This window comes from uncultured Campylobacter sp. (assembly GCF_938017705.1).
In the GTDB taxonomy this organism is placed as follows: Bacteria; Campylobacterota; Campylobacteria; order Campylobacterales; family Campylobacteraceae; genus Campylobacter_B.
The window spans coordinates 1-16458 of the sequence record NZ_CALIIS010000089.1; the positions used below are offsets into that span (position 1 = coordinate 1).

Here is a 16458-nt window from a genome sequence, read left to right on the forward strand (position 1 = left end):
AACAAAAAGCCTTTGACATCTATATTCAAAGCGCGAACCTAGAGAACGACTTTACTCCTATATCGGAGCGAGCTTTAGCTAAAAAGCTTCACGATATGGGGTTGAAAAGCTCTATGAGCGCAATAGGTAGATGGAAAAAGAAATTTGGCTGGGTACAAGCCCTACAAAACAAAGTCACTTTGGCTATGAGCGAGGATAAACCCGTAAGAGATATGCTTCGCAACTCCAGCCTCAAGGCTGTAGTGGAAAACACCAAAGTAGATATTGAGCGAAACGACGTGCTTATGGCTAGCTCATATCAATTTTTCGAGAGCGAGGCGCGCGAAATTTTAGAGAAAAAACGAAACGGAGAGATCATTTCAAGAGAGGAGAGAGAGACGATGAAATTTATAGCTACGCTTAGCACTACTCGCAAGGATAAGATGCTGGATCGTATGGCGCTTATGCCGCGCGACGCCGTGAGCGCCGATGAAATTTTATCGCGATTTAGCGCGATTTCGTTGGAGGTGGAAGATGACGCGATCGATATTGAGCCATCTGAAGCAGGTGATGGTTAGCGCGGGCTTTGCGATCCTGATGATCGCCATATACGCATTAGCGCAAAATTTATTTTAAGGAGAGAGATATGCAAATAGAAATTGCATTATGGATCATCGTGATTTTAGGAGGCGTCCTTACGGCGACCGCCGGCATCGCAGCGTTATTTTTGAGGGAGAAAAGCCATGAATAAATTTGAGGTGGGAGACTATATTTACAATAAAAAAACTTTTAAAGGAAAAAGCGTCATCGCTAAGATTTTTGAAAAAGATAGCGACACATATAGCATCTGTATGTCAAACGGAATCGCCACGGCGATGCCAAAACATATCTTAGAACGAGATTGCGTAAAGATAAGAAACCTGAACGAATTCCAAAACGAGATTGAGGCTATAAGGTGCGTTCTTAAGGATACAAAATATGAGTAGTTACACACATATACCGCGCATTTACATTTGCTCGCCATATACGGCGGTAGCTAACAGGCGCGAAGCAAGACGTATAGCTATCAAGGCGCTAGAGGAAGCCGACGAATTTTTTGACAGCAAGGGGCTAGCCGTAGAACTCTTTTCGCCCGTGCTCGCAAACTCGGTGCAGTATGCGGATAGAAGCTACGACGAGATTATGAAAATTTGCTTTATGCAAATCGACACATGTGGAGAGATTTTTATCCCTAGCGCCAAAACCTGCGATCTGTCTTTGATAGTCGGCTCAAAAGGCATAGGGCTAGAGATCGAATACGCAACTGCGAGAGGGTATAAAATTCACAACTATGAGTCCCTACGCAGGGAAAAATTTCATCAAAATTTAAAAGGATAGAAAAAATGAGTAGCCCCGACCGAGAAAAAGAGCGTGAGCTTTTGCGCAAGATAGACGGACCTGCAGAAAAGCGCGACAAAAAAAGTGCGCTCGCAGAACAAATCCACAGACGACTGCTTGAGCTAAATTTAAAGCAGTTGAGGAAAATTTTAAAAAGGATCGAAAAATGAATGAAATCTTGTTATTAATATACTTGGCGGATCTGTCGGATAAAATGTATCCGCTATTGTTGGGTAGCTTCTGCGTCCTTTTAGCAGGCATAATGTTGTGGTTTGGCGGCATTCAATTCGACGACGATACGAGCGCGCGAATGGTAAAAACCGCGAGGTGCATTATTAAAATATCGATAGTCGTCGCGGTTTTTGCTTTTCTATACCCGTCCAAAAACACCCTTTATATCGCCGCTAGCGCAAAAACAGGGCAGATAGGGATAGAAAAATTGCAAGGTAGCAATACTTTAGAAAAGGCCATCAAGCTACTGAATAAAAAGCTAGATGAAGCTTTAGCGGAGGAAAAGAAATGACAGAATATCAAAAACCAAAAGAAGCGTCGTCCGTGCTCGGACGTTTTGAAAACGGCGGCATCACAGCTGGAGTCGCCGCCGAAAACCAAAGGCTGCTGACGCAAAAAGAGGCTTCGATTATGCTGGGCTATTCCGAAAACAGCAATATTCTCGCCAAAATGCGAATGCCAAAAAACAAAGGGAAGTGGAAATTTATGCCGCGCTTCATAATATTCAACGGCGAAGCCCGCTATCCCCTTGATTGGCTCAACGAGGATATTAAAAAGCTAAAAGAGGGGTGCTAGCCCTTGCGACAAGCAGGACGGAGTATTAATGAGAGCGTTAAAAGATCATAAGCGGACAAGGTTCATGTTTTTGACGACAGCATCGCTCGGTATAGTCGAAATAAGGACAGGCGCAATGTATTACTTTCTCGCCGCGGATAGTTACCTTGACCTCGTTCTTATACCCTCCATAAGCGGAGTATACCAACGGGCAGTTTCTAGAAAAGGTTTCGGTCTTCAAGCCATTTTCTATATCGCGGATTTTTTGCGGCAGAATAAATTTTACCGCGAACACATAACCTCCGAAAGCGCCGAGACAGAAAGCCGCAGCTTCGGAGCCGAAAATGTTTTTTAAAAGATCTAAAAATTCCATACGGGAATTATATCGAAATTTAAGGAGAAAAGATGATTTGGATTGTTTATTTTTTAATGGGTTTTGGCATAGGAGCGATCGTCGCGAAAGACTATATCGGATATAAGCGTATGAAAAAGGATAAGGGCTTATGATCTCGCGGCGTCCGCTAAGCCCGTGCGAGCGTTAAAAGATCATAAGCGAGCAAGGCTTTTGCGTTGTTTTACGAAACGCGCGTAAGGGCTTTTAAATTTAGGTTTTTGTAAAATTGAAGTAAATTTTGAAGGATAAACAATGGGTAAACATATAAAAATAACGGAAGATATGATAAAAGAAGCTTTTAAGGAAAAAAGCATATCTGCATTTAATGTTGGAGTTATCTCAGAGGCAATACATATAGCCAATGAAAAATATAATAAACAGGATATACGAACGAGGGAGATTTTAGATTTCTTAGCCACTATAAAGGACGAGTTTTGGGATTTAGAAAACAAAATGCCACCGAAGCAAATATGGGATATGCTTGCTAAAAAAATTTTAGAGTATTTGAAAAATAGCGTAATAGTTCTAGGATACGATGTTGTCGATCAAGAAAAAGCTGTGGCATATGGCAGGGTCGCACGGCAAATAAAACTTGATACAGATCCTTTGTATTCAAACTACTACCTTATAGAAGAGGAGTTAAAAAATAAAATCTCATCTATAGTGGGGTATCTAGTAAAGCCGTCATCTCCTCAAGGGGCTGATAGATATATATATTTTGCCGACAAGGACAGCGAACTTTTATATGTGCTAGAGTGGCATTTTGACGCCGACTATGGAAAAGAGCAAAACATAGTTAAGCGCGTATGTAAAGAACTAAATATCACGCAAAGAGAGCTGGCGGAGAGGATGGATATTCCCGAAAGCACGGTTGCAAGGTGGAAAGGCGGCGACCTGCCGAGACTTGCCGAGCTGTATCTAAATGCTTTGCTTGAGAATATCGAACTCAAATCAAAGCTAGAAACAATCAAAAAAGCCCACGAAATCGTATCAAATCTATAAGGAGAACGAAAATTTCGTTACCCTTTATTTTCATTTTTAGAAGTTTATTTTAGCTATTTTTTCAAAAATGAATAAAAACCCTTGACAAACTTTCAATAATAATATATAATTCGCTTAAAATATTTCAAAAATGAAAGGTTTTAAGATGAATTCTTTATTCACACAACTAAGCCCGCAAGTTGAAATTCTAAATTTCCAAACATTCACTTCTGAATACGTGGCTCAACGTTATGGCGTAAGCAAACAAACCATTATCGACCACAAACGCAACCACGCAGACGAAATCGTCGAGGATATTCACTTCATCTACGAGCTAGCTGACACTAAAGGCGGCAGACAAGAAATCCTAAAATGGACGCTCCGCGGCATAATAAAACTCGGGATGTTTATTCGTAGCGAAAAGGCTAAGGGTTTTAGACTATGGGCGGAGCAGGAGCTCGAAAAAGCGATTTTGAAGCAGGTGCGGGATTATGCCGCTATACGCAAACAAAATTTAGTTTACGAGGGTGAAATCTCAAATCTGAAAGCGGATGCCGAGCTTGAGGCCAAGAAATACGGCAGAAAGCTCGCCTACTATAAAGGCGAGACCACAAAAGCGAAAAATGCGCTCGCCTCATATCGCGCCAAGCGTACCGCTCGCGCGGGCTTTCCCGCTCGCATAAACGGCGCCGAGCTATCGGCGCTTAATAAGGAGCTAACCGACGTAAAACACGAGGCGATCTCTCATATGTCCGAGGTCTTTCGACTAAGGGGCGAGATAGAGGATATGGCGGGCGAGTTAGCGTTAGCCAATCAAACCATAGCTTCCCAAAAAGAATATATCGCGCGCCTGAGCTCCATCGTAGTGCAAGCAAGCATTGAGCAAGCGCAGGCGCCGGCAGCTATGCGGCATGAGCTCGAGCTTTTGCAATCAGATCTTGCCTGCCTGCAAAACAAGCTTTCTGCCGCTCTGTCAAAGCTAAAAGAGCAAAGCGAAAGCAATAAACTTTATCTAAAGGACGAGCGATGAAAAGCATAGGTGGACGGATTTACCCGAGTGAAGAAGGAGAACTTCTTAGCAAAAAGCAAGAGGCGCAGCTGCAAGAATTGGAGCTCTCTTTTAAAGAGGTCTATGGCGAAGATTTCAATATGGATAAAGTTCTAGATAAGCTTTTATATCTCGATACCCTCTACCCAAGCTATGCGAAAGAGCATTTTAATCCTTTGGGTCTACTTGAAATTTATTGCAGATATTTTAAAAAGGATAGCCCCCACAAAAGACGCAAACGCGCCCGCCGCAAAAATAAAGCTAAAAGAAGCGCTGCGTCCGTCGTCATAAACGGCGGGAATATTCAGATAGGAGGTGGAAGCGTGCAGAATAACAGGAAAGGCTCAATACCCAATGGGAAGTAAGAGCTTAGATCATATGGCGCGAAAAGGATGCGATCAAACGCGGACAGCTTAAGCTATTAAGTCGTCCAAATAATCCGCCCACCACTGCAATACCCGCAAATGCTCCCGCGAGTTGAAGTCCCTAAAATATGCTTTATCCACCTCATTACCGGGCGTATGTAATAATACTTCATCGATGATACGCTTTTCAAACATCGCCCGCTCGCCGTCGGTTGCCCGAATAGCAAAGGTCGCAAACATCGAGCGAAAGCCGTGCGCGTGTAGATCGGCTATACCCAAGCGCTTCAGCGTTTTTAATAGCGTGCCGTCCGAGATAGCCCAGCCGCTACGCTTAGAATAGGTGCTCGATTTGAAAACTATCCCCTCCGCGCTTATCCTTTTTTGATCCTCTAAAATTTGCTTTGCCTGTCTCGGTAACGGCAGGCGCGCATTTACCCCCGTTTTATTGTCCACTTCTTTGAAATATACAAAATCCCCATCTACCCTATCCCAGTTAAGCTCTCTGATCTGATGTGGGCGCTGTGCCATAATCAAATTGAAAAAAAAGAGGTTTTTAATCGTCTGCTCTATAAGGGCATCTCTCACAATTTCTATAATCTCTTTTAGACGCCTTGGATCCGTCACCGCCTTTCTGTGCTCTACTTTTTTCTTAGGATAAATTTCGCTCATATCATCGATGATCTCATAAATAAACGATATATCGCCTGCCGCGTTTTGGGCGCGAGCAAATTTAAGTACGTCGCGCAGGATTGGGATTATCTTTTTAGCACTTGCAAAATTCACGCCCTTGGTGGCCGCGATCACCTCTTTTGTGCCGATCTCATTTACCGCCATATTGCCTAGAGGTTGCAGCAGATGTTTATTTGCGCGGTTTACCATCTTGCGACGAGATTGCCTTATTTTCTCGCTATCCTCGGGCGGAATTTTAATATTCAGCCACGCGTAAAAGATATCTTTGAGTTTCTGCTTTTGTAGTTCATCGCTCGCGCCGGACTTGCGCAAACTCATTGCTTTTTCTCTAGCTTCGGCAAGGCTCATATCCTCAAAACTTCCTAGCGTCGTGTATCCTCTTTTTGTGCGCAGCTTGTAATATCTGCTGCCATTTGCGAAACACACGAGATACAGCGCGCACGTGCTATCGATAGAATGCGCCTTGAGTTTGCCGCTGCCCTCAAATTTTAATTTCTTAACCTGCGTCGCGGTTAAAATTTTAGCCATTTTATACCCTTGTTATACAGAAAGTTATACATTTTTTACGAAAATAATTATAAATCGATATAAATTAATATAAATTGAAAATAGCCCTAAAATGCCTTACTGTCGGTAATCTGTAAATGGTTATACATTGATATAAATGGATATAAAAATGAGTAATGGTGACCCACAGGAGATTTGAACTCCTGTTACCGGCGTGAGAGGCCAGCGTCCTAACCACTAGACGAGTGGGCCGCGAAATTGAAAATGGGATAATAGCGAAGTGTATATAAATTTTGGATTAAATTATATATTTTCAACAAAAATAATGCAAAATGCCAGTTCAGACACCAGCTACTTTATCTTAATTCTAGCACGACGAAATATAATATGGAGTGAAATTTTAAAAAAAGCGAAACAATACACAAATCTTCGCCATTCGCTTTTGCGCTGCGCTTAAATTTCAGATGCCGCGTAAATTTCATGCCGCTGCTTTTAAATTTAAAAAGTTAAATCCATTTTAAACAGAATTTGCGTAAAATCCCATTTCAAAAATGTATTACGCGAGCGGCGGCGCCAAAGTAAAATTTGCGGTAACTACGGCGTTAAATTAAAAGCACTCGTAACGGCGGAACTAAATAAAATTCGCGGCAGTAGCCCAAGGATGAGATATTCGGCGGCGTGCTGAGCTTAAATCATTCACAGCGACGTAAAGTACGAAGTATGCACGGCGGCTAAAATTAAAATTCGCAGCGGCTAAATTTAAAGCCCGCGTGGCGATAATCAAAGCAGCGCCCGCCGTTCATCTGCGTAGTGCAAGCAGCGAGCCGCGCATTAAAATTTAAAGGTATAAAAGAATGAAGATTTTCAAAGAGCGAAGCTGCAAGGCACGCTCGGCGCGCTCTGCCTACTGGCCGCAAGCGTAGCGTATTCTATAAAGGCGAGATCGCGTACTTGGATTCTCAAATCTTAGTGTGGATTTTTGCCTTCACATTCCTTTACCACGCGCTTAAAAACATCCAAAATATCACGGGTCCGCAGGTTTTTATAATCTTCAAATACGCCTACAGCATTGCGCTTGCGGCGCTGCTATATTTTTCAGCCATTTATATACTTAGAAGATGTGATTGTAATAGGCTGCAAATATACGTGCCGTATTTGATATTTGCGGTTACGCTCGCTTGGATAATTATAAATTTTAAGTTGCGCGCCGCTACCGGATGCAAGCTTTTTGCCGTATACGCCGCGCTGCTAATCGTTGATGTCGCCGCAGACATCATCTACGGCATGCTGCAAGTACTCGCGCCGCCCCTCATCACCCCAAGCGTCGTAAAATACATGGCGCTAGCAAATTTAATCTTAAAGCCGTTGACGCCCGCGGTGATGCTTCTTGCGTAGCTTAGTATGAAAAGCTCCGCGAGCTCGCAGGATCTGTGGCATTAGGCGCGCAGGGCGACGATTTTACGCGAGAGGTTTAAATTTGAATCGCCGCATTGCGATTGTTTTTCGATCGCCTAAGCGGTACAATTTCGCACATTTTAAAATTTACGGTGTGACGAAATAAGCGCGGGATTTCATCTTGCAAAGGCGGAGTTTGGAATTTTAAATCCTCGTTGCGCGCCACTCAGCCCGAGCGTATCGGCGACGGCGTTTGCAAACGCGGCGTAGCAGGGGCCTAGCAAGCGTCTGCGCCAAAGACGCTCGCTTTTTTTTGACGCCGTTTTGTAAATTGTAGCGAAAAATGCGCCGCGAAAGGTTTGTAAACTTTGCTACGATGCGACTATTGAGATTTACATCGCGACGTTACGATGCCTTGAGTTTAAAATATCTTCATCGCGCATAATGAAAGCGGGCGTTTCAAATTCAATGCATACGCCTTTTGCAGGCATATCGGCTCGTATCCAAACGAAATTTTATCCGTCGTTTGCGCTCCCGAGACGATGCGCTCGGCAAGCCCAATCTTTTTCAATAGTATGCAGCTAAAAAATTTGATTTTATACCTAAATTTAAAAGCTCCGATTTCAATTTAAATCCCGCCCTTTGATTGCACCGACGCAGGCTAGAGCATACTTTAGCCGCTTAAAATTTATAAACGAAGCGCAATCCCGCGTTGATCCCTTCTTTCTTGCCGCTTAAACCCTCTAGTTTCAAGGAAGTATCCAGCTTGCCGCTCGAATACTTCGCGCCGATCTCGCCGATAGCGGTATTGCCCTTGACGCTCGCGGCATCAATATCCATAGCGTAGGTACTATTATAGCCGCCGATCTTGCCTTTAAATTCTCGCTCGAAAGCGGCTCCCGCGAAAAGCTCCACGTTATCGCTTACGTCGAAATTAAATCGAGCGCCTGCCCTGCTTCTTACAGAATCGATACCCTCCAGCTTGATGCCCTCGCCCAAGACCTCCGTTTTCTTAGAATCGATATGCGTATAAAAGCCCTTGACATAAACGTCCGCATTGAGATTAGCGCTCAGCTCGAAAATCTTGCCGAGGGCTAAATTTGCCCCGTAGTAGGTTCTCGTTACGTCGTATTCGGCCCTTCCCGAGGCCAGAGAAGCCTCGTAGTCCGATTTGATACGACCGATTTTGGCTCCCGATTTGACATAGAAATTTTCCGCCAAGTCGAATTCGCTCACAATGCCCGCCCCCGCGTATTTGAGATCGCCGCTGCCTTTGACGGCGAAATCATTGAAGCTCTCATATTTACCGCCGCCCGTTTCTACGTATCCTCCCAGGCTCGCGCCGTCCCCAATACGGCCCATCGCTCCTGCGAGCACGGAGATACCTTTGTTTTCTACATAGGAGCCGGAATTGTAGCGCATATTAAAACCTCCCGCATACGCAAACGTTCCGTCTGCGGTATCCGTTATTCCCGAAAGGATATCGTCGCTTTGATTTATCGCGCCCAGCACCGCAGCGCCGGTTTCCAGCGTATTTTTATTTTGTGCCATTAGCTTCGCTCCGATTCGATCGGAATTCGGCAGAGGCTGCGGATCGGGATTTATCGTGATTTTGGTTACGTCGGCGATCAGGTCTTTATCGTCGTTAGCGCTACGCAAGGCGAATGTATAGGCAGTCGAAAGCCCGCTTTGAACTAACTGTTCGGAGCGGTTAGCCATATCGCCGAATTTTATCCCGCTTGCGGTTTTTATGAGATTTACGCGATCGCCCGATTTGAGCTTATCCGCTCCGTTTGCTATACCCACGCCGATAGTCGCTTTGCTTATATCGGTTAGCTCGCCGCTTACTAAATTTAAAATCGTCTCGTCGTTTGCGGTATCCGCGGCTAGATAGAAATTGAGTTTTTCAAAGCCCGCGATCGATTTAAACGTATCGTTTTTGCCGTAGACGTTGAAAGTGTTACCGCTTAATTTTTGGTTTTCCCGACCGAATGCGACGCAGAGATCCAATCGGCTCCAATCTTTATCGCGGACATATACGTTAAGCACGTTATCTCTCGCTTCCGCACCGTCGTGCGCCCACATTATATTTGCAACGTCTATCCTACCGCGAAGATCGTCCGCATCTTTGAGATTTACGACGTTGTTCGTAAGCTTACTATTTCCCCATGCAAATGCGGCCCGCATAGCGCTCAACGAATCGCCGATCGTGCCGCCGTTGATATTTAAAACGTTACCATCGGCGGTACCGCTATTGCCGAGATACGCAGCGGTAAAGGTAGTCGTTAAACGTTCGCCTTTGGTACCGTTGATATTAAGCGTATTTTCATTCGCCGCACCCCCATTGATATCTACAACCGAAAGACCGTGATAAATCATAGTGCCGTTTAAATTTAAGACATTTTTCGTAGCCGTAGCTCTACCGTTTGATTCAACGAGATGCGTTTTCCTGAGCTCACCGCCGTTTAGATTCAGCGTATTTTCGCTAAATACGGTACCGTCCTGCTGCGAGGAAGCTACGTTTATACTATTGAGCGTACCGCCGTTCATCGTCAAAGCATTTCCCTTAAGCGTCTGATCGGCTGCCGTGGCGCTATTTACGATGATATTATTCAACGGGGAATTATCGCTCGGTTGGCTATCGAGCGTAATTATCTGCGCGACGGTCGGATTTTTTACCGTTAGGGTTCCGTCGTCGACGTCTTTTTCATAGACGTCGTAATTATTTAAATCCGTGGTTTTATCGATCGTAAGCGGATTCGCAACGGGTATGGCGTAAAGTTGGCCGGCGAGCGCCAAAGATAAACTCGCGCCGATAGTTTTACTGTGCATTTTGAACTCCTCCATAAATGCGAGATGAAATAGCGGCAAGCGAACTCAATTTAGCGACGCTTTTGCACGCTAAAATTTGAAATGTATTATACTCCTATCAATATTAAAGAATTATTAACTATTAAATTTTTAAAGTAGCATTAAAAAATATTCGTTTTGCGGCGTAAATTTAAAGCACAAACGCAATAAATTTCGCTCAATTTACATTGTGAAATCGCAAAAATCGCCCATCCTCAAGAAACGAATTTAGCATCACGCCGGCGCATAAATTTGCAGCGCAACGGTAACGCCGAATTGATGCTGCGGGCTCGTAGCAAATGCTCCGCGATATTGGTAAATTTCCGAGCGCGATTGCGTTAGACGGTCGCTTCGCGCCGAAAATACGGGCGTTAAATTTGACGCTCGCGGCAAAATCAAGTGCAGCTTCGAGCCGGCCCGATCGTAGACGGCATCGGAAGCAATACGGCGCGTAAAGCCTTAAATTTCGGCGTGGAGCCGTTTACCGCCCGTATCCTCCCCTACCTTTTAAATTTTCGTCGTAATCCACCCCGTTCGTCATTCGCCTGCGCGAAGCGTCAAATTCATCGCGCAGCGGGCTTTTGCGCACGTTAAACTGCAGCGGCTCTATGCCTAAAATATCGGCGAGCACGTGAGCCAGATCGTCGCTCATAAAAGGCTCGTCCTTCGCCGCGCCTATGCGCCGCCAAAGCTCCGCATGATCGGCGATAAAGCTTTTTGAAGCGATGAAAAGCAGCGGAATTTCGTAGGTGAATCGGGTATTGATGTTGTGCCCGATGAGGCCGTTTTGCTCATAGATATTCTCTCCGTGATCGCTGAGATAGACGATGAGGCTGTCCTCATCCGATGAATTTCATTCACCACGTAGTCGTTATACAGCACGCTGTTATCGCAGCACGCGAGGGCGACCTTTTGCTTTTGCGTAAACGGTAAGGCGATATCGTCGCTTTTAAATTTATCAAATTCCTCGGGATAGCGTTTTTTATAGTCCATATGATTTCCCATGAGATGCACGACGTAGAAATTTCGCTCGCGCTGCGATTTTTTCGCCTCTTTGATGATCGGCAGCAGCGCGCCGTCGTGCGCGACTCGCATGCTATCGAGCTGATCGCTTGTGGAAAGAAAGATGCTTTTTTTCGGCGCGATCGGCGGCACTTTTTGCGCTAAGGGCAAATTTGCCGAAGGCTTCTTGATTGCTGATCCACATCGTACGAAAGCCGCTCAGCGCGAACATATCGATAATGCTAAGGCTCTCAAACCACGGCCTTTCGCGCTCGCTTTCGTAGTCGCTGAAATTAAGTATCCGCATCAGCGCGGGATTGGTCGCGCCGTAGCACGAAACCGTATCGCTAAATTTAATAAGCAGCCCCGCCGCTGCAGATCGTTTAGCAAAGGCGTCGTATCTTTGCCGTATCCGTAAAGCGACATATGGCCGCGCTGCAGGCTCTCGCCGATAATCAGCACGACGTTTTTAATCTGCGTTGCGTTAAAATCAAGCGCGGAATTCGCCCGCTTCACCTCGTCGTAGCCACGCTCGATGTTTTACAGATCGGCAAAGAAATTTGCATCGCCGAGATAATCTTTTACGACGAACGCGAACTCAAGTGGAGCGTATGTGCCAAGCGTCGCGCGATAACGCTCGCCGCCGCTTGCGATTTTGGTCGCCGTAAAAATGCAAAAAATGACCACACAAATCGGATAGATCACGCTAAATGCGGCTCGCAGCCTCGCGTTGCACGAGCTTTTTTTAAACTTCAGCGCGACAAACGTCGCGGCCGCGAATGCGAGCAAAGAGCAGATCACGCCCGCGCTGAGAAATTGCGCGGCGAATTCCTTACTTTCGTTCGCGTCGGTGTGGATTATCGCATCGAGCGCGACGACGTTAAAAGCTGAGTCGAAAAAAAACGACCAAAAAGAGCGAGATAGCCGCACAAAGCGCATTGATCGCTAGCACAAACAGAGCGGCAAGCCCGAAAAATCTTCTAAAAACGACGAAGCAGAGATGAAAGATGAGCAAATTTATGATCAAAATGCAGCAAAAATCCTCAAAGATCCGCGAAAATATGCGATCTTCCACGCCGTAAAAGTAATACGCCCGCGCCGCGCAAACGATCAAATTAAGCGCGACGACGAGCCAAAATACACCCACCGCGCCGCATAGGCCGAAATAAAATTTCGGCGCGGGCGCAAGCAGAGCCCTCGCTTTACCAAGTAGTAGTTGAACCATTTTTGCTCTTTATTTTTAAATTTACATCTGCCGCATCGCCGGAACCGCTGCGGCGCAGTCTCGCATCCACAAATTGTGCCGCGCTTCAAGTCGGCTCACGCCAACGCAATGAAAACAGGCGGTAAATTTTACGCTTACAAATTGTGCCGCGCCGAAATCTCTACCGCGAAATTGAGCGCGTCTGTTTTTGCGCCGCGATCGGCGAATTTTTGCGCGACACGATGCCGCAAGGCAAATTTTACCTGCCGAAATTTGAATGCGGCGAAATTGATGCGACATTTTCTGTTGCGAAATTTGCCGCACGGCGCGCTTCCTAAACGGCAAAATTCCGTGCCGTGTCGCGTATCAAAAATACGACGCGATTGAGCGCATAAATTTAAATCCGCAAGACGTCGCACCAAAAACAACTGCCGCGCGCAAATCCCACGCACAGACGCACGCTCGCGCAGAATTTACGCGCAAAATGCAAGCCCGCTTTTTGCATCAAATTTATGCAGCGGGTATTTGCCCGAAATTTCGCAGCAGACCGGAGCGTGCAAATTTCACGTCGAGCAAACGTGCATGCACGAGGCGCTAACGTATCGAAATTTCGCAGCGAATGCGTGAAATTTCTCGGCGCGGGCGCATCACCAAATTTCATCACCAAATTTCATCACCAAATTTTCGCCGGCCGAATTACCTTACTCGTAGCCGAAAATTTTAATCCCCGTATCGCTCTGCTCGTAGCGCAACGCGGGGATTTTTTGTAGTAGATCTTTTAGCTTTTCCAGATCGTTTTTCCTCCCGCCGTCGAAGGCTCGCGGCACCCACACCCACGCGATCTCGTCGTATGCAAACGAACCTACTGTAAAGCTAGCCCGCTTTGAGCCCGCCTCCCATTTGATGGAGTTTTTGATAGCATAGAAGTTTGGATAGAGGATTTTTTTGATGATGAAGCATTTGCAAAATTTAAAATCCGCAAAAAACTCCGCCCACGTCGCATCCTCGGTAAAATAGCCCTTTGCGCGCAGACGCTTTTTCTCTTTGCGCAGCCTAATCGGCTCGTAAAATCGCTGCCAAGCCCTCGCGCAGACATCCATAAACGCGAGCATGCGGGCGAAATAAATTTTAAAAAGTGCCTTAAAAAGCTCCATCTACTTCTCGATCTGCGATTTTAGCGACTTGTCGATTGCGATCTCGCTGGAGCTTATATCGATCGTCTGAAGCGCCTTGTCCTGGAAGATAAATCCGACCTCCTTCGCGCCGAAACTCTTGGCGATTGCCTCCAGCGTGTCGGTCGCGGATTTGTGTATCTTGCCGCCAAGATCGTTGATGATTTTTAGCGAGAGCTGCTTGACCTCGTCCTTTGCGTCGTCGATAAGGTGGTTTTTATCGCTTTCATCAAAGCTCGCGCCGAATAGCCCATTTAGCGAATCGGGCAGCAGGAACGGCAACAGCTTGGCGTTTTTCTCGTCGTAAATTTTCATATCTTTGATCGAGTATTTGTATTTGCATGGCGGCATCTTGATCTCGTAGCGATCCTCGCCCTGCGGCAGTATCGCAAACTCGGGGCTTAGCAGGTCGTAAACAAACTCGATCTCAAACTCGAAGATGATGGCGATCTGCTTTTTCGTCATCAGCGGCGAAACGAGCGAGCCCAGCAGCCCGCTGCCTACGTTTTGCTTGCGCGTTACGATCTCTTTGGAGTAAATTTTAAAAACGCTCAGCTCGCCGATGCTTTTAAGCCGCGTGATGTCGGTGGCGATCTGCGGCTTGCCCGCCTGCTCGCCGCTTTTGCGCATCTTAAAAAACATAAAAACCAAGATGCAAAATATCACTAAATTTAGAAGAAAAGCAAAATTTTCCAAATTCCATCCTTTAAAATTTTATCGGTATTTTAGCAAAATACCGCGCCGATTTGTAGTGCAATTAAAATTTTGCGATTTTTGCGGCAAGAAATTTTAAAATCAAAGAAAGAATTTTAAAGAAGCGAAGCACAATTATAAATTTAACGCGGACGCAGTCCGCCCCTTGAGCGTGCCAGGGGTTAGAGGATTTTAAGGGGAAAGGGGAGCGCCTCGCAAGTAGCGCCCCTTTCCCCTTAAGAGAAAACGCCGCCACGACCTAAATTCTAGAGGCAAAATTCTATACAGAAAATTTTAAATTTATTACAAAATAAAATTCTATTTAAATTTCAGCCGTGACATGCATATCTTGGGGCGGGAAGGGGGCTTGAATTGCGAGGTCACACTTCTCGCAGAGGCGGCGCTGCCCCACAGCACCGCATTGCTCTGCTCACCCACAAACCCCACCCAACCCCCGACGACGCTTTAAGCGGGGCGGACTGCGTCCGCGCTAAATTTAAATTTCGGCTTGCGCCGTATATTTGGAATTTTAAATTCTACGTAAAATTTAAAACCGCGAGCCGCAAAGTATTTCGACGCAGCGAGTATAAAGCGGCAAATTTAAAATTTAGCGTGGTGAGTCAAAGCCGTAGCGAGCCGCAACCTGTGCGCAAGCGAGTGTAAATTTAGCCGCGCCGTAGCATTGGTGCAAACGCGGAGTAAATTTTACAATCTCGGCTAAATTCAAGAGCAAATTTTACAAGCGCAGGCAAATTTCACAAGCCCGAGCAAAATTCTACAAAATCTCCCTGAAATCATACCCTGCGTTTTTGAGCGCCCAGGCTATGTCCTCTTGATGAGCCTTGCCCTTGGTCTCAAGCGTGATTGTGATCTGCGCGTCGCCGTACTCGATATTGGTCGAGAAGCGGTCGTAGTCGATCTTGACGATGTTTGCGTTGGCGCGGCGCAAAATTTCGGTAAGCCCCGTAAGCGCGCCCGGCTTATCGACGAGCGTGACGTTGATCGTCATCTTGCGGTGCGATTTTATGAGGCCTTTTTCGATGATGATGTTTAGCATCTGCACGTCGATGTTGCCACCGCTTAGGATGATGCCGATCTTTGCGCCCGCGGGGAATGCAAATTTCGCGTTCATCAGCGCCGCTACGCCTGCCGCGCCCGCGCCCTCGACGATGATTTTTTGCTGCTCGAGCAGATAGAGTATCGCGCTTGCGATCTCCTCGTCATCGACCTGCACGAACTCATCGACGCACTCGATGATCGTGCTAAGCGTGATCTCGCTAGTATCCCGCACGGCGATGCCGTCGGCGATGGTGCGGACAGATTTGGAATTTAGCGGCTTTTTCGCGACGAAGCTATCGTGCATCGCGGGCGCGCCCTTGGCGGCTACGGCGATGATTTTGATGTCAGGGTTAATCTGCTTGGCGCAGCTGCAAACCCCCGTCGCAAGCCCACCGCCACCAACCGGAACGACGATGTATTCAAGATCTGCGACCTCTTCGATCATCTCAAGCGCGATCGTGCCTTGGCCCGCCTGGACGAACTCGTCGTTGAAAGGATGCACGAATGTCAGATTGTGCTCCTTCGCATATTCCAGCGCAAACGCGTACGCTTCGTCGAAATTATCACCCTTTAGGATGATCTCCGCGCCCAGAGCCTTCGTGCCGCTTACCTTAAGTAGCGGCGTGGCTTCAGGCATTACGATCACGGCATGCACGCCGAATTTTTGCGCGCTCATCGCTACGCCTTGGGCGTGGTTGCCCGCGCTTGCAGCTATTACTCCATGTGCCCGCTCCTCGTCCGTAAGATGCGCGATTTTATTATAAGCGCCGCGAATCTTATATGCGCCGGTGCGCTGCAAGTTCTCGCTTTTGAGATACACTTCTGCGCCGTAAAGCTTGCTGAGCTTCGGCGCCAGAGCAAAGGGCGTTTTATAGACGAAATCGTTTATCGTGCGCTTTGCTTGGATGATTTTATTTAGATCAACCATCTACTTCCTTTCGTAATTTTAAATTTTG

20 protein-coding genes, 1 tRNA gene and 1 pseudogene are annotated in these 16458 nt (G+C 46.4%); 10 read left to right on the forward strand and 12 right to left on the reverse strand.

The genetic code is table 11. From position 1 onward, the window contains the following. From Q0605_RS04375 to Q0605_RS04415, 9 genes are all read left to right on the forward strand, one after another. On the forward strand, window positions 1-557 hold a 557-nt coding region (locus Q0605_RS04375), incomplete at its 5' end, for a hypothetical protein (RefSeq protein ID WP_298704559.1). Between the two features lie 165 nt (window positions 558-722). Then, window positions 723-965, forward strand: coding sequence for a hypothetical protein (locus Q0605_RS04380; RefSeq protein WP_298704562.1), 243 nt, complete (start codon window positions 723-725; stop codon window positions 963-965). After that, window positions 958-1356, forward strand: coding sequence for a DUF4406 domain-containing protein (locus Q0605_RS04385; protein WP_298704565.1), 399 nt, complete (start codon window positions 958-960; stop codon window positions 1354-1356). The genes Q0605_RS04380 and Q0605_RS04385 overlap by 8 nt, the downstream gene beginning before the upstream one ends. Window positions 1357-1361: 5 nt before the next feature. Next, window positions 1362-1526, forward strand: a complete 165-nt coding sequence (locus tag Q0605_RS04390) for a hypothetical protein (RefSeq protein ID WP_297921128.1) — start codon at window positions 1362-1364, stop codon at window positions 1524-1526. Further along, a complete protein-coding gene (locus Q0605_RS04395) occupies window positions 1523-1879 on the forward strand; it encodes a hypothetical protein (protein ID WP_297921130.1) in 357 nt (118 codons plus the stop codon). Before Q0605_RS04390 ends, Q0605_RS04395 begins: the two co-directional genes overlap by 4 nt. After that, window positions 1876-2163: a hypothetical protein gene (locus Q0605_RS04400; protein WP_297921133.1), complete on the forward strand. Its 288-nt coding sequence runs from the start codon at window positions 1876-1878 to the stop codon at window positions 2161-2163. Before Q0605_RS04395 ends, Q0605_RS04400 begins: the two co-directional genes overlap by 4 nt. Window positions 2164-2788: 625 nt before the next feature. Beyond that, a complete protein-coding gene (locus tag Q0605_RS04405; protein ID WP_298704570.1) occupies window positions 2789-3538 on the forward strand; it encodes a helix-turn-helix transcriptional regulator in 750 nt (249 codons plus the stop codon). A 145-nt stretch (window positions 3539-3683) separates the two neighbouring features. Beyond that, complete coding sequence (locus tag Q0605_RS04410; RefSeq protein WP_298704573.1) at window positions 3684-4547, forward strand: hypothetical protein; 864 nt, start codon at window positions 3684-3686, stop codon at window positions 4545-4547. Continuing rightward, window positions 4544-4930 carry a hypothetical protein gene (locus tag Q0605_RS04415; RefSeq protein ID WP_298704575.1) on the forward strand — a complete coding sequence of 129 codons (387 nt, stop codon included), beginning with the start codon at window positions 4544-4546 and terminating at the stop codon, window positions 4928-4930. The genes Q0605_RS04410 and Q0605_RS04415 overlap by 4 nt, the downstream gene beginning before the upstream one ends. Window positions 4931-4978: 48 nt before the next feature. On the opposite strand, the gene Q0605_RS04420 is transcribed toward Q0605_RS04415, so the two are convergent. Further along, a complete protein-coding gene (locus Q0605_RS04420) occupies window positions 4979-6148 on the reverse strand; it encodes an integrase arm-type DNA-binding domain-containing protein (protein ID WP_298704578.1) in 1170 nt (389 codons plus the stop codon). A 156-nt stretch (window positions 6149-6304) separates the two neighbouring features. Continuing rightward, window positions 6305-6379: transfer RNA gene (locus Q0605_RS04425), tRNA-Glu, on the reverse strand. A 699-nt stretch (window positions 6380-7078) separates the two neighbouring features. On the opposite strand from Q0605_RS04425, the gene Q0605_RS04430 reads away from it, so the two are divergent. After that, entirely contained in the window at window positions 7079-7522 is a 444-nt protein-coding gene (locus tag Q0605_RS04430) for a hypothetical protein (protein ID WP_298704581.1), read from the forward strand. A 421-nt stretch (window positions 7523-7943) separates the two neighbouring features. Here Q0605_RS04430 and Q0605_RS04435 read toward each other — a convergent pair whose 3' ends face one another. The 10 genes and pseudogenes from Q0605_RS04435 to ilvA form a co-directional block, all read right to left on the reverse strand. Beyond that, on the reverse strand, window positions 7944-8093 hold the full coding sequence (locus Q0605_RS04435) for a hypothetical protein (protein ID WP_156187200.1): 150 nt from the start codon (window positions 8091-8093) through the stop codon (window positions 7944-7946). 110 nt (window positions 8094-8203) lie between these two features. Continuing rightward, window positions 8204-10354, reverse strand: a complete 2151-nt coding sequence (locus tag Q0605_RS04440; protein WP_298704584.1) for an autotransporter outer membrane beta-barrel domain-containing protein — start codon at window positions 10352-10354, stop codon at window positions 8204-8206. A gap of 499 nt (window positions 10355-10853) precedes the next feature. Then, window positions 10854-11024: a hypothetical protein gene (locus Q0605_RS04445; protein ID WP_005872049.1), complete on the reverse strand. Its 171-nt coding sequence runs from the start codon at window positions 11022-11024 to the stop codon at window positions 10854-10856. 15 nt (window positions 11025-11039) lie between these two features. Further along, window positions 11040-11467, reverse strand: a pseudogene (locus tag Q0605_RS04450) (sulfatase-like hydrolase/transferase); the annotation flags it as partial. A gap of 213 nt (window positions 11468-11680) precedes the next feature. After that, a complete protein-coding gene (locus tag Q0605_RS04455) occupies window positions 11681-11890 on the reverse strand; it encodes a sulfatase-like hydrolase/transferase (protein WP_298704589.1) in 210 nt (69 codons plus the stop codon). Window positions 11891-11914: 24 nt separating this feature from the next. Next, complete coding sequence (locus Q0605_RS04460) at window positions 11915-12304, reverse strand: hypothetical protein (protein WP_298704592.1); 390 nt, start codon at window positions 12302-12304, stop codon at window positions 11915-11917. Continuing rightward, complete coding sequence (locus tag Q0605_RS04465; protein WP_298704595.1) at window positions 12255-12599, reverse strand: hypothetical protein; 345 nt, start codon at window positions 12597-12599, stop codon at window positions 12255-12257. The genes Q0605_RS04460 and Q0605_RS04465 overlap by 50 nt, the downstream gene beginning before the upstream one ends. Window positions 12600-13279: 680 nt before the next feature. Next, window positions 13280-13732, reverse strand: a complete 453-nt coding sequence (locus Q0605_RS04470) for a hypothetical protein (RefSeq protein ID WP_298704598.1) — start codon at window positions 13730-13732, stop codon at window positions 13280-13282. Next, a complete protein-coding gene (locus tag Q0605_RS04475) occupies window positions 13733-14446 on the reverse strand; it encodes a DUF4230 domain-containing protein (protein WP_297950489.1) in 714 nt (237 codons plus the stop codon). A 772-nt stretch (window positions 14447-15218) separates the two neighbouring features. Next, entirely contained in the window at window positions 15219-16430 is a 1212-nt protein-coding gene (ilvA, locus tag Q0605_RS04480) for a threonine ammonia-lyase (RefSeq protein ID WP_005872070.1), read from the reverse strand. Window positions 16431-16458 lie beyond the last annotated feature (28 nt).